19 protein-coding genes are annotated in these 16,232 nt (G+C 68.6%); 6 read left to right on the top strand and 13 right to left on the bottom strand.

The window, feature by feature from the left end; genetic code table 11:
• Positions 1-116 precede the first annotated feature (116 nt).
• The 3 genes from secA to ACWF9G_RS16830 all read left to right on the top strand — a co-directional run bounded on the left by secA (position 117) and on the right by ACWF9G_RS16830 (position 3,716).
• Positions 117-2,915, top strand: a complete 2,799-nt coding sequence (secA, locus tag ACWF9G_RS16840) for a preprotein translocase subunit SecA (protein WP_452516250.1) — start codon at positions 117-119, stop codon at positions 2,913-2,915.
• Between the two features lie 130 nt (positions 2,916-3,045).
• Positions 3,046-3,312, top strand: coding sequence for a hypothetical protein (locus ACWF9G_RS16835; RefSeq protein WP_379311251.1), 267 nt, complete (start codon positions 3,046-3,048; stop codon positions 3,310-3,312).
• Positions 3,309-3,716 carry a type II toxin-antitoxin system VapC family toxin gene (locus ACWF9G_RS16830; RefSeq protein WP_452516248.1) on the top strand — a complete coding sequence of 136 codons (408 nt, stop codon included), beginning with the start codon at positions 3,309-3,311 and terminating at the stop codon, positions 3,714-3,716. The genes ACWF9G_RS16835 and ACWF9G_RS16830 overlap by 4 nt, the downstream gene beginning before the upstream one ends.
• 73 nt (positions 3,717-3,789) lie before the next feature.
• Here ACWF9G_RS16830 and ACWF9G_RS16825 read toward each other — a convergent pair whose 3' ends face one another.
• The 4 genes from ACWF9G_RS16825 to ACWF9G_RS16810 all read right to left on the bottom strand — a co-directional run bounded on the left by ACWF9G_RS16825 (position 3,790) and on the right by ACWF9G_RS16810 (position 5,973).
• On the bottom strand, positions 3,790-4,557 hold the full coding sequence (locus tag ACWF9G_RS16825; RefSeq protein ID WP_452516247.1) for a peptidase inhibitor family I36 protein: 768 nt from the start codon (positions 4,555-4,557) through the stop codon (positions 3,790-3,792).
• Positions 4,558-4,640: 83 nt separating this feature from the next.
• Positions 4,641-5,318, bottom strand: a complete 678-nt coding sequence (locus ACWF9G_RS16820) for a pentapeptide repeat-containing protein (protein WP_379307904.1) — start codon at positions 5,316-5,318, stop codon at positions 4,641-4,643.
• Positions 5,319-5,374: 56 nt separating this feature from the next.
• Complete coding sequence (locus ACWF9G_RS16815) at positions 5,375-5,698, bottom strand: hypothetical protein (RefSeq protein ID WP_379084836.1); 324 nt, start codon at positions 5,696-5,698, stop codon at positions 5,375-5,377.
• On the bottom strand, positions 5,695-5,973 hold the full coding sequence (locus ACWF9G_RS16810; RefSeq protein ID WP_379307903.1) for a hypothetical protein: 279 nt from the start codon (positions 5,971-5,973) through the stop codon (positions 5,695-5,697). Before ACWF9G_RS16810 ends, ACWF9G_RS16815 begins: the two co-directional genes overlap by 4 nt.
• Positions 5,974-6,050: 77 nt before the next feature.
• On the opposite strand from ACWF9G_RS16810, the gene ACWF9G_RS16805 reads away from it, so the two are divergent.
• Positions 6,051-7,379: a phthiocerol/phthiodiolone dimycocerosyl transferase family protein gene (locus tag ACWF9G_RS16805; RefSeq protein ID WP_452516244.1), complete on the top strand. Its 1,329-nt coding sequence runs from the start codon at positions 6,051-6,053 to the stop codon at positions 7,377-7,379.
• Between the two features lie 61 nt (positions 7,380-7,440).
• On the opposite strand, the gene ACWF9G_RS16800 is transcribed toward ACWF9G_RS16805, so the two are convergent.
• The 6 genes from ACWF9G_RS16800 to ACWF9G_RS16775 form a co-directional block, all read right to left on the bottom strand.
• Positions 7,441-8,958: a class I adenylate-forming enzyme family protein gene (locus ACWF9G_RS16800; protein WP_452516243.1), complete on the bottom strand. Its 1,518-nt coding sequence runs from the start codon at positions 8,956-8,958 to the stop codon at positions 7,441-7,443.
• Complete coding sequence (locus tag ACWF9G_RS16795) at positions 8,955-9,713, bottom strand: glycosyltransferase family A protein (RefSeq protein ID WP_452516242.1); 759 nt, start codon at positions 9,711-9,713, stop codon at positions 8,955-8,957. The genes ACWF9G_RS16800 and ACWF9G_RS16795 overlap by 4 nt, the downstream gene beginning before the upstream one ends.
• Entirely contained in the window at positions 9,710-10,729 is a 1,020-nt protein-coding gene (locus tag ACWF9G_RS16790) for an NAD-dependent epimerase/dehydratase family protein (RefSeq protein ID WP_452516240.1), read from the bottom strand. Before ACWF9G_RS16790 ends, ACWF9G_RS16795 begins: the two co-directional genes overlap by 4 nt.
• A 79-nt stretch (positions 10,730-10,808) precedes the next feature.
• A complete protein-coding gene (locus ACWF9G_RS16785; RefSeq protein ID WP_452516239.1) occupies positions 10,809-11,039 on the bottom strand; it encodes a hypothetical protein in 231 nt (76 codons plus the stop codon).
• Positions 11,040-11,182: 143 nt separating this feature from the next.
• Positions 11,183-12,025 (bottom strand): hypothetical protein, encoded by an 843-nt coding sequence (locus ACWF9G_RS16780; RefSeq protein ID WP_379307897.1) that lies wholly within the window; start codon positions 12,023-12,025, stop codon positions 11,183-11,185.
• A 30-nt stretch (positions 12,026-12,055) separates the two neighbouring features.
• Positions 12,056-13,099 carry a 3-oxoacyl-ACP synthase III family protein gene (locus ACWF9G_RS16775; RefSeq protein ID WP_452516236.1) on the bottom strand — a complete coding sequence of 348 codons (1,044 nt, stop codon included), beginning with the start codon at positions 13,097-13,099 and terminating at the stop codon, positions 12,056-12,058.
• Between the two features lie 183 nt (positions 13,100-13,282).
• Between ACWF9G_RS16775 and ACWF9G_RS16770 the strand changes: the two genes are divergently transcribed.
• Together ACWF9G_RS16770 and ACWF9G_RS16765 are read left to right on the top strand one after the other, a co-directional pair.
• On the top strand, positions 13,283-14,419 hold the full coding sequence (locus ACWF9G_RS16770) for a cytochrome P450 (RefSeq protein ID WP_452516234.1): 1,137 nt from the start codon (positions 13,283-13,285) through the stop codon (positions 14,417-14,419).
• Between the two features lie 60 nt (positions 14,420-14,479).
• Positions 14,480-14,815 (top strand): ArsR/SmtB family transcription factor, encoded by a 336-nt coding sequence (locus ACWF9G_RS16765; RefSeq protein ID WP_379307894.1) that lies wholly within the window; start codon positions 14,480-14,482, stop codon positions 14,813-14,815.
• A 60-nt stretch (positions 14,816-14,875) separates the two neighbouring features.
• Here the strand turns inward: ACWF9G_RS16765 and ACWF9G_RS16760 are convergent, their stop codons facing one another.
• From ACWF9G_RS16760 to ACWF9G_RS16750, 3 genes are all read right to left on the bottom strand, one after another.
• A complete protein-coding gene (locus ACWF9G_RS16760) occupies positions 14,876-15,184 on the bottom strand; it encodes an antibiotic biosynthesis monooxygenase family protein (RefSeq protein ID WP_452516232.1) in 309 nt (102 codons plus the stop codon).
• 12 nt (positions 15,185-15,196) lie between these two features.
• On the bottom strand, positions 15,197-15,646 hold the full coding sequence (locus ACWF9G_RS16755; protein WP_379307892.1) for a hypothetical protein: 450 nt from the start codon (positions 15,644-15,646) through the stop codon (positions 15,197-15,199).
• 95 nt (positions 15,647-15,741) lie between these two features.
• On the bottom strand, positions 15,742-16,232 hold a 491-nt coding region (locus ACWF9G_RS16750; protein ID WP_452516230.1), incomplete at its 5' end, for a MarR family winged helix-turn-helix transcriptional regulator.

The raw sequence follows: 16,232 nt of genomic DNA, 5'->3' as shown, positions 1-16,232 counted from the left end.
CCGGTACGCCGGGCATGGGTCCGCGCCGCCGGGTACGGTGGTCTGCGGACTACCATGGCCATCAACACTGTGGCCAACCAGCCGAACACACCCCGACCAGAGGACTGACGAGACCCGTGCCTGCGCTGACACTGACGAGGTTGCTACGGATTGGTGAAGGTCGCACGGTCAAGCGGCTCTCGAACCTCGCCGACGAGGTCATCGCGTACGGCGAGGAGATCGAGCAGCTGACCGACGACGAGCTGCGCGCCAAGACCGCCGAGTTCAAGCAGCGCCACGCCGACGGTGAGACCCTCGACGACCTGCTGCTCGAGGCGTTCGCGGTGGCCCGCGAGGCGTCCTGGCGAGTGCTGAACCAGAAGCACTACAAGGTCCAGATCATGGGTGGCGCCTCGCTGCACCTCGGCAACATCTCGGAGATGAAGACCGGTGAGGGCAAGACCCTGACCTGTGTGCTCCCCGCGTATCTGAACGCGATCTCCGGCGAGGGCGTCCACGTCGTCACCGTCAACGACTACCTCGCCAAGCGCGACGCCGAGTGGATGGGCCGCGTGCACCGCTTCCTCGGCCTCGAGGTCGGCGTGATCCTCGGCGGTATGACCCCGGCCGAGCGCCGCGTCGCCTACCACGCCGACGTCACCTACGGCACGAACAACGAGTTCGGCTTCGACTACCTGCGCGACAACATGACCCACTCGCTGGACGATCTCGTGCAGCGCGGCCACAACTTCGCCGTGGTCGACGAGGTCGACTCCATCCTCATCGACGAGGCACGTACCCCGCTGATCATCTCGGGCCCGGCCGACGCCTCGTCCAAGTGGTACGCCGAGTTCGCGCGCATCGCGCCGCTGCTGAAGAAGGACGTCCACTACGAGGTGGACATCAAGAAGCGCACCATCGGCGTGCACGAGGCCGGCGTGGAGTTCGTCGAGGACCAGCTCGGTATCGACAACCTCTACGAGGCCGCCAACTCCCCGCTGGTGAGCTACCTGAACAACGCCATCAAGGCCAAGGAGCTCTACACCCGCGACAAGGACTACATCGTCCGCGACGGCGAAGTGATCATCGTCGACGAGTTCACCGGCCGCATCCTGGTCGGCCGCCGCTACAACGAGGGCATGCACCAGGCGATCGAGGCCAAGGAGAAGGTCGAGATCCAGCCGGAGAACCAGACTCTGGCCACGATCACCCTGCAGAACTACTTCCGCCTCTACGACAAGCTGTCCGGCATGACCGGTACCGCCGAGACCGAGGCCGCCGAGCTGCACTCGATCTACAGCCTCGGCGTCGTCCCGATCCCGACGAACAAGCCGATGGTCCGCAAGGACCAGGCCGACCTGATCTACAAGTCGGAAGAGGCCAAGTTCAGCGCCGTCGTCGACGATGTGGTGGAGCGGCACGAGAAGGGCCAGCCGGTCCTGATCGGTACCACCAGCGTCGAGCGCTCGGAGTACCTGTCCAAGCAGTTCACCAAGCGCGGTGTGGCGCACTCGGTGCTGAACGCGAAGTTCCACGAGCAGGAAGCCCAGATCATCGCCGAGGCCGGTCGGCCCGGCGCGGTCACCGTCGCCACCAACATGGCCGGTCGTGGTACCGACATCGTGCTCGGCGGCAACGCCGACATCATCGCCGACGTCCTGCTGCGCAAGCAGGGCCTCGACCCGGTGAACACCCCCGACGAGTACGAGGCCGCCTGGCACTCGGCGCTCGAGCAGGTCAAGGAGCAGACCGCCGCGGACGCCGACGCCGTGCGCGACGCCGGTGGCCTCTACGTGCTCGGCACCGAGCGCCACGAGTCGCGTCGTATCGACAACCAGCTGCGTGGTCGTTCCGGCCGCCAGGGCGACCCGGGCGAGTCCCGCTTCTACCTGTCGCTGGGTGACGAGCTGATGCGCCGCTTCAACGGCGCCGCGCTCGAGGCGATCATGACCCGCCTGAACCTGCCCGACGACGTGCCGATCGAGGCGAAGATGGTGTCCAAGGCCATCAAGTCCGCCCAGACCCAGGTCGAGCAGCAGAACTTCGAGATCCGCAAGAACGTCTTGAAGTACGACGAGGTGATGAACCAGCAGCGCACCGTCATCTACGGCGAGCGCAACCGGATCCTGCGTGGTGAGGACATGGAGGGTCAGGTCCAGAACATGATCACCGACGTGACCACCGCCTACGTCGACGGCGCCACCGCCGAGGGTTATGTCGAGGACTGGGATCTGGACAAGCTGTGGACCGCGCTCAAGACGCTGTACCCGGTGAGCCTGGACCACAAGGAACTCGCGGGCGAGACCGCCACCGGTGAGGCGGGCGAACTCACCCGCGACGAACTCCGCGAAGCGCTGCTCGACGACGCGCACACCGCGTACGAGAAGCGCGAGCAGGAGATCGACGGCCTGGCGGGCGAAGGCGCGATGCGCAACCTGGAGCGCCAGGTCCTGCTCTCGGTCCTGGACCGCAAGTGGCGCGAGCACCTCTACGAGATGGACTACCTCAAGGAGGGCATCGGCCTGCGCGCGATGGCCCAGCGCGACCCGCTGGTCGAGTACCAGCGCGAGGGCTTCGACATGTTCGCCGCGATGCTGGAGGGCCTGAAGGAGGAGTCGGTCGGCTTCCTGTTCAACCTCCAGGTAGAGGTCCAGCAGCCCCAGCCCGAGGGCGTCTCGGTCGGCCAGGGCCTGCGTTCCCCGGTCGGCGCCCCGCGCCCCCAGGACGCCCCCGCCGAAACCCAGGCCCCACCCGCCCTGCGCGCCAAGGGCATCTCCGACGCGTCCCCCCGCGGCCTGAACTACTCGGGCCCCGCCGAAGACGGCCGCGCCGAATCCCACTCCGACGCCCAGGAATACGGCGGCCACCAGTCCGGCACCCGCCGCGAACGCCGCGAAGCCGCCCGCGCCGACTCCAAGGGCAAGCGCCGGCGCTGAGCGTGTGGTAACTGAATGACAAAGGCTCCCATGGTTATCCGTGGGAGCCTTTGTCGCGTCGTGGCGACGAGTTCTCCTGCGGCGCGGCTGGGCATGTTCTCCACCAGCGTCTGCATGTACAATTGCATGCATGGTTGCCCTGCAGATTCGCGACGTACCGGAGCCGCTCCGTGATCAGCTGGTGGCGCTGGCGCGCCAGCGTGGGCAGTCGCTGCAGGCATTTCTCTTCGACCTGGTCCGCGATGAAGCTCGGCGCCAGGACAATATCGCCGTGCTCAAACAGTTCAGCCCCGCCGCGGTGGACGTCGCGTTCACCGCGCGGGACGTCGTCGTGGCGCTGGATGCCGAACGTGCCGAACGGGATTCGGCGCTGGACGAGTCGGAGATCCGCGAGTGATCGTGGTCGATGCGTCGGTCTTCGTTCACGCTCTCCTGAATCCTGGTCCGCTCGGTGATGCCTGCCGGGCAGCCCTGGAAGCCGACAATCGCTGGATCGCCCCGCAACACTGGACCGTCGAGGTTCTGTCGGTGATCCGCCGGTTCACCCGCGCCGGCACGATCACCCCCGTCCAGGCCGAACGCGCCGTCACCGCCCTCGGCAGCCTGGATCCCGAGGTTCCCGTCACCCGCGTACTCGTCCCCAGAATCTGGGACCTCCGTGACAACCTGACCGCCTACGACGCCGCCTATGTCGCAGCAGCCGAAGCCTACGGTTGCGAACTGCTCACCACGGACTCACGCTTGGCGAACGCGCCAGGAGTCGCCTGCACGGTCCGGATGGTGCAGGTGGGTTCGGCCTGAATGCTGTGACCGGCGTATCGGCATTCTGCCGAATCTCCCATCGTGGCGATACGGCGCGGCCGCTGACCAAATTTCAGGATGTCGGGACGGCGGTTGGTGTCTTGGAGGTCGACGGTGTCGACGAATTCGGGGTGCGCGAGGTGGACGGCGGTGGGGTGCTCGGGCCGGTGGTGGTGCTCGATGTGGTGGTCGGGAGGGGGCCGACGGTGATCGAGCGGGCGGTGGCCTGCCAGGCTTCGGGGAGGTCGCCCCTGTCCGATTTCTCGATGGTGTGGGTGTCGCCCTTGTTGTTGCGGGCGGCGAAGAGGGTGGCTGTTTTGCCGGTGCGGTTGTAGACCGAGATCGTCGCGGCGTCGATGTGCTGGTTGCCCAGGTCGGGGGAGCCGATCTTGAACAGTGACATCTTGCCGGTGCCCTCGCTGCCGGTGAACAGGCAGACGTAGGAGGTGGGGCAGCGGTCGTAGCCGGTGCAGCCGCCGGTCCTGTCGCACCAGTCCTGCGTGACGCTGGTGAAGGTGTTGCCGGTGATCTTGGTGGTCTGTGAACCCTTGCCGTTGTCGAGGGTGACCTCGTGCTCCTCGTCCGGGGCCTGGCCGATGCGGTCGAGCAGATAGGAGCAGGCTTTGCTCAGCACGAGCCCGGTGGCCCCGGCGATCAGTGCCGCCGTCACCGTCACCCCGGCTTTCAATTTCACCAGGACGGCGTCGACGATCGGCACCACCATTTCGCACACGATTTCTTCCACCACTTCGGCCGTGTCCTCGCCGGCGGCGTCGTGCTTGCAGCCGACGACGCCGAATCCGACAACCAGGGCGAGCATCACCGCGAAGACCTTCTGCACGGCGCCAGAATGCGCGCGGATTACCTACCTGCGCAACGATTCTCACGCCTACGTCACCCGCGCTCGGGCGTGGCTTCGATTTCTCAGTGCAACGAACGAACCGTCACGCCCGGTGCGCCCGACGAGGCGAACCATGACGCCAAGGCGGCACCGTCGAGCCACTGCGGACTGCGCTCGCCGACATCGACGGGACCGTCGATCGCGCCGACCGCGCCCGCTACCTCGCAGCCGGCCAATCGGGCGCCGCGGAAACTGGCATTGTCCATCCGCGCTTCGCGCAGGCTCGCGCCGCGGAAATCGGTGTCGCCGAACGTCGCTCGCCGCAGGTCGGCGCCGGTGAGGTCGGCGCGATGGAAGTCGGAGGTCGCGAAGTCGGCTTTCATCAGCCGCGCACCGTGCAGCCGGGCTTCGCGCAGCGTGCAGTCGCGGGCTTGGGCCTTGCCGAGATCGGCACCGGTGAGATCGGCCCCCGACAGATCCGTCGACAACATCCAGGCGCCGTAGAGATCGGTATCGACCAGCCGGACCCCGGTCAGCCGCGCCTCGCCGAGTTCGGCCCCGCCGAGATCGAGCCCGGACAGATCACTGCCGCCGAGGTCGAGTCCCCAACCGTTGAACAGCATTTCGGTGGTCCGCGGCACGGCCGGATCGGTCGGCAGCCGGTCGAGATAGTGCGCCAGGGCCTTCCTGGCATCCGGGTCGGTGGGCCAGCGGGGGACGGTATGCAGCTCGCCTTTCGATCGGCGCCGCCAGAACATCATGAGGCATGTTTACACCCCCCGGTTCTCGCCCGAGAACGATCCCGCGACGTTGGCGCTCAGCTGGCCCGATGAATGGGGTGGACCCGGGACAGCGCCCGCTTCGCCTCGGCGAGCGAGATCATCTGATCCTCGTCGTCGATCTCGGCGACCGCGGCTTCGGCCCACTCCCTGAGCAGGGTCGATACACCGACGCGCCGTTCGTCGGCGAGATCCTTCAACCGGGAATGCAGGCCGAGCGGCAACCGGATGGAGGTGGTCACCATGATGTCCTCGTTGGCGGGCAGGCGGGGCGGAGCTTCGGCGGGCGCATCGGAGAAACTCAGCCGGTCCATGTAGTCGGCGAGTTCTTCTTTGCTCGATGGATAGTCCTGATCGCTCATGACCGGTTCCCACTTTCCCACTGCTCGAATTGCGCCAGTTCCTCGGCGCGCATCGCTCGTGCGCCGATGATCACCCACGTCCAGTCGTCGCGCTGCCGTGTGACCACGATCAACGGGCGTCCGGCCGTGGTGCGCCCCCACACCGTCAGAACGGTCACCTGGCCGTCGAAGGCCGGGCGTGGCCACCGTCGTGACGCTGCGAGGACCTGCCGAACCTCGCTGGGTTCGATGCCGATCAGGTGAGCGATCGCCCAATCAGGCCACTCGAAACCCATATGTCGATAATACGCACGTAGTAAGTGTGTAGGAAAGCGCCGCGGATCTGGACGAGGTGCGGAGGAAGGGGAGGGAAATGGTGCGCGCCGGCGAGATCGATCGCCCGCTGTCGCCGTCGGAACGCTGGTTCTGGCTGGTCGATCAACTTTCACCGGCCAACTGCGTGGTCCGGTTGCGGGTGCGTGGCCCGATCGGCGCGTATCGCCTGGAGGAGGCGGCGGACGCCGTCGTCGCCGAATACCCGCTGCTGCGCGTGATCGTCGTCGACGGTCCTCGCTTCGTCCCCTCGGACGACCCGCACCTGCCGGTCCTGCACCGCATCGTCGCCGATCCCGAGGAATGGCGCACCGTCTTCGACGACCAGCTCACCGCACCGGTCGACCTGTCGACGGCACCGGGTCGTCTCGTCGATCTGGCTTGGCGCCCAGGCACTTCCGACGAACTACACGACCTGATCCTGGTCTTCTCGCACGTGCTGATCGACGGCCGTTCGATGGCCTCGCTCGCGTCACGCATCCTTGCCGTCGCCTTCGGCGCACCCGGCCCCGCCGCCACCCGGCCACCGATCCCGGCCGCCGACGACCTGATCCCGCCGGTACACACCCGTCTGCTCCGGTGCCTGCGCACGAATCTCGCGGGTCAGCTCACCGCGACTGTCCGGCGCCCCGTCGGCCTCCCCGGCGACCTACCCCCGCTGCCCGTGCGCCGCACCCGCACCGTGCACCGCACCATCGAAGGCGACCAGCTCGCCGACCTCCGCGCCCGCTGCCACCGAGCCGGCGTCACCGTCAATGCCGCGCTCGCCGCCGCCCTCGCCCAGGCACTGGGCGAGCTGAACCGCCCTGGCCGATCCGGCGTGGCGGGGATCGGCATTCCGGTCGACCTGCGGTCCCGGCTGCGACCACCACCGGCCGATGACGAACCCGGCATGTTCACCGCCGTACTCCCGACCTTCGTCCCCTTCGGTCCGAACCGCTCACTGTGGGACGCGGCCCGCGCGGCGAAAACCCAATTGGACCGACGTCTCGTTCACCACGCCGACCTGACCGGCCTGGCCGCCATCCGCTACGGCTGCCCCCGTTCCCTCGAAACAGGCAGGCGCGCCGTCGAACTCGTAGACCGCCGAGCCCCGTGGAACGTCACCCTCAGCAACCTCGGCCGCCTCACCCCACCCGAAACCCCCGGCCCCCTGCCGATCACAGCCCTCACCGTCGCGGGCACCAACTCCTGCGCCAGCGCCCTCACCGTCGCCGTAGCCACCTTCGACACCACCCTGTCGATCACCTTCTGCTACGTCGACACCATGCTCCCGCGCCCCACCATCGAATCCCTGGCCGACCACACCCTCGCCCCGCTCACCACGAGCCGAGCCACCACCAACGAATCCCGTCGACCACCGCGCTGAACGGTCACGATCCCGCCGATCGGTCGCAATCGGGACCGGTCGGCGGACTTCGAAAGCTGCCCTAGGTGAGCTGTTCGCGCAGCATCTCCCGGAGCGCAGCTCGGTCGGGTTTGTTCGTGCGGCCGCTGACCGGGATCCGGTCGACGATCACGATGTCGTCGGGAACCGCGGTGGTGTCGATGATCTGCGGCAACCGTGTGCGCAGCAGGGTGGCGACGTCACCGGCGTCCGGGTCGGTGACGACGGCGAGGACGATGCGTTCGTCGCCGATCTCGTCGGGGATGCCGATCATGATCGCCTCGCGGACGCCGTCGATCGCCGTGATCACCGGCTCGTAGAGCCCCGGGTAGATGTTGGTCTTCCCGCGGATCATCATGTCCTTCTTGCGTCCGGTGAGCACGAGCTGGCCACCGTCCCAGCGCGCCAGATCGCCGGTACGGACCTCCGGGAGCGGGTCGGCGCCGAGGTAGCCGCGGCACAGATTCGGTCCGGCCAGCACGAGTTCGCCGTCGTCGGCGATCCGGGCCACCACTCCTGGTACGGGAGCGCCGAGCAGATCGCCGGAGTGCGCGAGCTTGGCGACATCGTTGGTGACGGCGACAGGCAGGATCTCCGTCATCCCGTAGATCGCGAGAAACTCGGTGCTGGGCAACGACTTCCGGGCCCGTCGCAGCAAGGAAGAGGTGACGGGAGCGCCGCCGAGCGCGGCCTGGCGCAGGTACGGCGGCGGGGAGATCTCGCCGGACTCGAGCGCGTCGAGCGCGACGGCGAGGTCGGCGGGCGTGTAGAACGCGTGGGTGGCGCTGTGCAGGGCCTGGGTGAACCGGACGGGGTCGATGTGGGTGCCGAACCGCGGATACGGCGGCATCGCCCAGCGCGCACCCGCCATGAGCGCGGGCAACCCCATCATGAGCTGTTCGGTGTGTAGGAAGGCGCCGGGCGCGAGACTGGTCCGCCCGCTCATCGCGGCCAGCCCCGCACCGAGCGAAGCACGGGTGTGCACAACGGCTTTCGGCTCGTCGGTGGTGCCAGAGGTGAACACGATCAGCGCGGCCGCCTCGGGATCGGCGGGCACGTCCGCCGTGCCCGCCGCGGCACCGGTGAAGCGGGGCAACGGAATCGAATCGGACGGCGTCCCCGGCAGCCAGGGACCGCTGTGGATGTGCCGCACGTCGAGTGCGCCGAACCGGGGGAGGCTCAGCCCACGCCTGCGCCCGAAACCGGCCAAGGGGCCGCTCACCGCGTACAGCAGTGATTCGGTCGCCGCCCAGGTTGGCTCGACCAGTGTCACCCGCCGGGCGAACAGTTCGGGTCCGACGCCGGGGTCGACGAAGACGATGGTCCCGCCCGCCGCGATCACCCCGAAGATCAGCGTCACCGAGGACACGCTCGGCCGGATCGAGAACAGCATCCGATCACCGGGTAGGAACCCGGCAGCCCCGAGGTTGTAGGCGACCCTGCCGACGGTATCGACGAGCTCGCGATAGGTGAGCGCGCGCGTGCCGACCGTGCCGAGCGCTGACGCGTCGGGAATACGGTCGGCCTGCATGGCGAGGCGTTCGAGAAAGTCGGTCGTCATCGAATATCGACCACCTCGGGCCGGTACCGGTGGTCGGCGTACCAGGCCAGCGTCTTGCGGATGCCCCATGCGCGCACCCGCCGGTTGGACCCGTACACCCGGACATCACGGCGCAACCCGTACTCGGTGGTGATCGTGCGCACCGCGTTGACCAGCGCGCGGTCCTCGTGCAGATCCTCGATCGCGGTACGCGGGAATCCGCCTGCGGCAAGGTACAACTCGGCGGTGATCGCCATATTGCACCCGGGCGTCATCACGTAGGGGCCGAGATATTTCGGATCGCGATTGCCCGAGCGCACCTTCCCGAAGGCCGACGCCACCTCCAGCGCGACCCGGATGATGGTGCGATCACGCCACGAAACTCCTTCGTCGGTCCGCGGAATCAGCTGCCCGCTGACCAGCCGCAGCCCGGAATCGAACCCCGCCTTGATCCGCTGGGTCCAGTCGGGCGCGGGCAGGCAGTCGGCGTCGGTGCGGGCAAGCAAGGTCGCCCCCTGCGCGATCGCGTACCGCATCCCGGTGTCCGCGGCGGCGCCGGTGCCCTTCTGCGGCTCGGTGATCACCTCGATCGCCGGGACCGGATGCGCCGCGGCGAACGCCCGCACGATCTCGACGGTGCCGTCACTGGAGTTGTTGTCGACCACGACCACGGAGAAGTCGGTATCCCGTTGCGCAGCAATCGCTGTCAAGGTCGCACCGATCCCGCGCTCCTCGTCGAACGCGGGAATCACCACCCAGAGCGCACCGCTGTTCACAGGTCGGCCACCAGCCGGTCGAGACCGCCGATCCCGGCGACCCACTCGTGGAAGCGCTCGAGACCGTCGGCGAACGACACCGTCGGCCGGTAGCCGAGTTCCCGTTCGGCCCGCGAGATGTCGTAGGTCGCCGACCGCGTGACGAGCGCGACCGCGTACCGCGACAGCGGGGGCGTCCAGCGCTGCGCGACCGCCGGAATCCGCCACACCGTTTCGATCGCCGCCAGCGCACCACTCAGCACCGGCGGGGGCACGGCGATACTCGGCGGGGTCAACCCGAACCGCTGCGCCACCGCGGCCATCGTCGGCCACACCGACACCGGTTCGGCATCGGCGACGAAATAGGCTCGCCCACCGACCTTCTCGGCCTCGAGCGCCAGTTCCACCGCCTGCACGAGATGGTCGATGTAGCACAGCGACGCCAGCACATCCCGGCCGCCGGACAGGTCGGGCAACCGGCCCGCCCGCAACTTCGCCAGGAGCTGCACGATCGGCCCGCGGCGGTCACCGGGCCCCCACACCGCGCGCGGCCGCAGCGAGCACGTCGTGAATTCCGGCGTATCGGCCGCGAGCACCAGCTGCTCGGCCACCGCCTTGGTCTCGCAATAGCTGTTCAGGAACCGGGCGGGGTAGGGCACCGTCTCGTCGATGCCGAGCTGGTCACCGCCCTCGGGCGCCATCAGCGCACTCGGACTGCCGATGAAGACGAACCGCGTCACGCCCGCCGCCGCGGCCTCCTGCATCAGCCGATCGGTCCCGGCCACATTGACCGCGAAGAACTCCGCGGGCCGCCCGAATTCCCCGAGCAGCGCCGCGGCGTGCACCACGGCCCGCACCCCGGACACGGCACGGGCCAGGGCGGCGGCGTCCGCGAGATCGGCCACCGCCACCTCGGCGCCGGCAGGCGCGGACGCGGGATCGCGCACCATCGCCCTGACCGGCACACCGCGCGCGAGCAGCCCGCGCACGATCTCCCCGCCGACGAAGCCGCTCGCCCCCGTCACCAGCACAGTCATCGCGTCACCATAAGGCGTCGACGCGGCGCGGACAGCTGGGCACACCGATTCGGTCGCCGCGCCGCTGTCCACGCCGGGCTCACCGCTCGGTCTCGCCCAGCGTCTTCCACCACGTCGCACCGAACAGCATCGTCATCGCGGCGGCCCGCCGCGGCCCGATTCCCCGCTCGGCGGCCACGCGGCGCGCGGCGGGAATCTGCGCCAGGTGCGCGCCGACGCTGAGCGCCAGGTCGATCCAGAACGCGATCTTCAGCAGGCGCGAACGAAACGGGCGCACCATCCCGAGTATCACGAATGCCCAGCCCAGCACAGGGATCGTCCGCAGCGCGAGTACGGTCCCTCTGCTGGGGGCGCTCGCCGTAGCCGCGCGATGCCGTGCCTGACCGTGTTGCGGTGCCGCCACCGTCCACCTCTCCGTGTTTCCGTCCGCTCTCGAAGCGGCGTGTGTTGTCATCACCGCACCCCCGGCCCGCGGTAGGTGACCGCCGCTGCGGTGGGTCCGCCGTCGGCCGCGACGAACAGCAGCGGCCGCTGCGCCAGCCCGGCATCGCGGGCCGCCACATAGGCGGCCGTCAGCGCGGAGGTGTGCGCGTCACCGGCCAGGTCGTCGGTCACCACGGCGCCGACACCGAGCTCGGCGGCCAGCGCGGCGGCGAAGCCGGGTGTCGGTTTGCCGCACACGAGCACGACCTGGGCCGCGTCGATATCGTCGGCGGCCAGCGCTTCGCGCGCCGCGGCGACCGCGTGCTCGACGAGTTCGGTGGTGTCGGTACCGAGTTCCACCGTCAACGCCGACCGGCCGGTGGAGCCCATCGTCGACAGGTTCACATACCCCTGCGGGTCGGGCGGCGCGTCACCGGCGCTCACGTGCACGCCGCCGAAACCGACAGCGGCGGTGGAATTCTCGAGCACCAGTGCCGCGCCGACGGGTTCGAACGGGAAGTCGGCGTCGGCCCGCATCGACGGGTGCGCGTCGCCGGAGACGATGACCACGTGCCCGGCGGGCAGGTCGGCCAGCAGCGACGCGGCGACACCGACGGCATTGACCACGCCGCATGCCCCGTTCATCAGGTCGAACGACAGACACGGTACGTCACCGGGCCGGTACTCCAGGCCGATGCCCGCCGCCTGCTGGATGAGCGCTGCCACGGCGGGCTCGACGAGGTTCGCGTCGCGGTACACCCCGACATTGATCAGCGCGTCGATCTGTTCCGGTGTGCAGCCCGCGCCGGTCAGCGCGGCACGCGCGGCGGCGGCCGCCTGGCCCACCGAACTGACTCCGCCGGTCTGTGTCACGGCCGAAGAAATGATGATTCCCATACTGTCCTATACCCGCAGATCGCCGATTGTCACCGACAGGAACCCGGCGACCACCCCGGAGGCGGCAGGCACGAGCAGCACCTTGGACCCCGGCGCGAGCAGACCCTGCCGCAATGCGTCGTGCAGCACCACGAAATGCGAAGTCGACGCGGTGTTTCCATAGCGGTCGAGCACCGCCAGCTTCGGCGGCATCACCGAGTCGAACTCGCGCTCGGCGATCTTGTCGATCAATTCCACCGCGGGACCGCTGAACTGGTGATGGATCAGGTAGTCGTAGCCCTCGTCGGCGAAGCCCGAGCCTCGGGCGGTGAGGAATTCGCGCTGACGCGAGGTCCACAGCAGGTACCGCGACTCGTTGTGCATCGCGCGGTTGTCGGTGTAGAGCGCGACACCGGGACCCTGATCGCTCGGCATGCCGAGGCACAGCTTCGCGAACGCCGCACTGGTGTTGAGCTCGACGTAGTCGATGCCGGGTCCGTCGGTGCCGTCGAGGATCACGGCAGCGCCCGCGTCACCGACGGTGAGCGAGGCGAACTGCGGATCGTATTTCTCCGAGATCTCACGCACCGCGGTGTCGGAGATCGGCGTGATGCACTCGCCGGAGACCACCATGCCCCGCCGGACCGCGCCGGATCGAATCATTCTGTCCAGCAACAGAACTCCGGTCATCATCCCGGCGCACGCGTTGGACACGTCGAAGTGGATGGCCCGCGTCGCTCCGAGCGTGTTGCGCAGCAGCAGCGCGAATGACGGCGCGAAGCAGAAGTTCTCGCCGCGGGTGCGGGTGATCGAGCAGGAGATGACGACGTCCAGGTCGGCGGCGTCGTACCGGGAATTCGCCAGCGCGCTACGGGCGGCGGCGAGGGCGATGGTGAACGAGTCCTCCGCCGTGCCATCCGGGTCGACGCCGCGGACGCGCCGCGCCACGACCCCGCTGACCTTCTCCAGGTCCAACGGCGCGTCGACGGCCAATCGGCTCATCAACTCCGCTGTGGTCACCTCGCGGGCCGGCAGATACGCGCCGACGGCTTCGATTGTCGATCTCACCATGTGTTCACTTCCGAATATCGCGCGATGCACAGTCCGCCATCAGCGCATCTCGCCGATCCTAGTCACAGACCTTCACTATTCGGTCACGGTCAACTAGATTGTGCCGGGGTGTGGAGTGCTGCCCGACGCCATGAACTCACCCTACTAGCCGCAGGTCAGCCCTGGTTGCCTGGCGTTCTGCTGTTGGGCAGGATCGCGCGGCCGATTCGCAAGGTCCCCAAACTCGGCTGGTTCGTTGCCGATCCGCTGGTCGCGCGCCAGATCTACAACGACAGTACGCATTTCAGCATCGTCGCCGAGGGCGCCGCCGGACACTGGTGGGCGCAGGTCATCGGCGACTGGGTCGAGGACCTGTTCGAAGGACCAGGCCACACCGAGCTGCGGACCACGGTGCGTGATCTGTTCACACTCACCCACACCGATGCCCTCGTCGAGCGTGTCATCGGCCCCGACCTGCGGGATCTGCGAGATCGGCTCGCCGCGGGCGAGACCGTCGACATCGCCGCCCGCGCCCAGATCCTGGTCGGGCGCAGCGTGTCCGACCTGGTCGGCATGCGCCCCGAGGACATCGCCGCGGCCATCGGCGGCGACCACACCGACGACCTGGACGCGCTGTTCCTGCGGCTGTTCCACCATGTCGAGGAGCTGGTCAACCTCGGCTTCGGCACCATGGCCTCGACCACCCTCGACCCGGTCGCGGTGGCCCGCGCGAAGGAACTGGCGGGGCAATTGGCTGTCAATGTCCCTAGCGCCTACGCACGCGCGGATCCCGACACCACCCTCGGGCGCTGCCGGGAGCTGGGTCTGGATGTCGAGCACGCGGCGGGGCTGGCGATTCTCATGGCCGTGGCCGGCACCGACACCCTGGCCAGCGCGATGACCAGGATGGTCGCGATCATGCACGACACCGGTCAGCACCGGGCGCTGCTCGCCGCGCCCGAGCGGCTGCCCGACGCGATCCGCGAGACGCTGCGGGTGACCAGTCCGGCCTATCTGGTCGGACGCTCGGTCACCGCCGACGTGACCATCGCCGGGCGCGAGCTACGCGCCGGCGAGCACGTCAAGATCCTCACCTGGACGATCAACAACGCGGTCGGCGAGTTCAGCGTGCACCGCGACTACGTGCCCGAGACCCGGCAGCTCTGGTTCGGCGGGGGCCGTCATCTGTGCCTGGGCGCGCAGCTCGTCCACTCCGAGCTCACCGCGTTGCTCGCGGCGCTCACCGCGGCGGGCAGGCCGTGGGAGATCGTCGAGCGCCGCTACCGCCGCAAGGTCTTCATCCCCACCTACGAGACCCTGCGCATCCGCCTCGCGGACTGAGTACCACCCTGGCCAGGTAATAGCGGGGTCGTCCAGTCGGCGATTAAGCTGAGGTTCGTCATGGGAGAGCCACGCACACTGGAAGGGTCGCCTGTCGAACTCGGCCGGCGCGCGATCGGCGACGTCGAGATCGCCGCATGGGCCCAGCGATTCGACCTGCTCTCGGATCCGAACCGCCTGGAAATCCTGCTCTGCCTGCACCGCACCCCCGGCATCAGCGTCGGCGAACTGGCCGCCGCGATCGGCCGCACCGAGAACGCGATCTCCCAAGCCCTGCGCGTCCTGCGCTACGAGGGCTGCGTCACCTCGACCCGCGAGGGCCGCACGGTCACCAACCGCCTGACCGACCCGATCATCCACGAAATACTCCACACCATCGGCGCCAAACACGCCTGACGCCGCGAACCCCGCCTCGGCCGGGGCGGGGTTCGACGTGCCGGTCTGAACGGTCGTGGCTCAGGGGAATTCGGCGACCACCTGGTAGAGCGCGGGGTTGGCGCGCGCGACCTGGCGCGCCTGGTCGACGGACGCGACGACCGTCGGGTTGAGCCCGGCGGCCTCGCAGGCCTCCGCGCTGTCCCAGTGCGCGACGTTCACCAGCTGGAAGCGGGAATCGGGGAGCAGTGCGCGGTGCAGGCGGACATCGCGGAAGCCGGGCGCGGTGCGCATCAGCGCGACCCGCTCGCGCCACTGCGCGACGAAACCGTCGACCTCGTCGGCGGACACCTCGATGACGTTGATGAAAGTGACACCCTGGTCGGTCATGTCGAAACTCCTTCAGCTCGCGGATCCGGGACGGACGATCATGAGGACGACAACGGCCGTCCAGAGCAGGTTGTAGATGCCTGCCAGCATCGACAGCACGCGCAGGCGCTTGCCGTCGTCGGGTTCGTCGAGCGCTTGGCGCTGCATCGGGTGGATCTGCACGGCGAGCAGGCCGCCCGCGATAGCCGTGGTCACCATGGCGGTGGTGATCCAGATTTCGTTCATCCGGCCCTGGATCGTGGCCAGCACGATGCCGATCACCGGGACGATGATCGCGAGTTTGGCGTAGTTGCCGGTGATCCGGTGCATGGCGACGGCCACGGACCTGCTGCGCACCGACTCAGGATCGGGCCCGTCCGCGGTGACCGGGGCATAGCGGGGGAACAGGCTGGTCGCGACCGCCGAACCCCCGACGAAGACGATGCCCGCGACCACATGCACGGACAACAACAGATGTTCCACCTACCGACTCCCTCCGACCTTCAATGTGGCTGAAGCTTAGCGCGAGTTTCAACAACATTGAAGGTTGGATGTGTCACGTCCGCGGACGGCGCAGGTCAGGGCGGCGACGCGCCGGTGAACGCGGCGACGATGGCCGCGCCGACCCGCCGCTGAATCGGGTCGGCCGCCGGCCCGAAAAGCTGAGTGTCCACCTGTGTCACCACTTTTCGCGCCTCGCCGAGCAGCTGCTTCCCCGCCTCGGTGAGCTCGATCGCCGACGCGGACCCGGCCCGCGCGGTGCGATCCTGCACCAGCCCCGCCGCGACGAGAGACTTCACCGCCGTATGCACGCTCTGCACGCTGGTCCCCGACATCCGCGCCAGCTCGCTGAACGACGCCCCCGGCACCCCGTTGATATGCCCGAGCAACCCGAGCCGCGCCACCGTGAGATCCAGCGGCGCCAGCCCCGCGCTCAACTCCGCCTCGACCCGCCGCGACAGCGTGATCACCAGGATGGTCGGGCTCATCGCCGGCGGCCGGGGGCGGGGATTCTCGGTGGTCACCGAGCCATTTTCCCGCATGCGCCCGCGCCCGGCGATGACAGGCC

It is taken from the genome of Nocardia sp. NPDC055029 (assembly GCF_053608525.1).
Note: the sequence above shows the minus strand (reverse complement) of the source record. Positions and strands in the feature narration are given on the sequence as shown.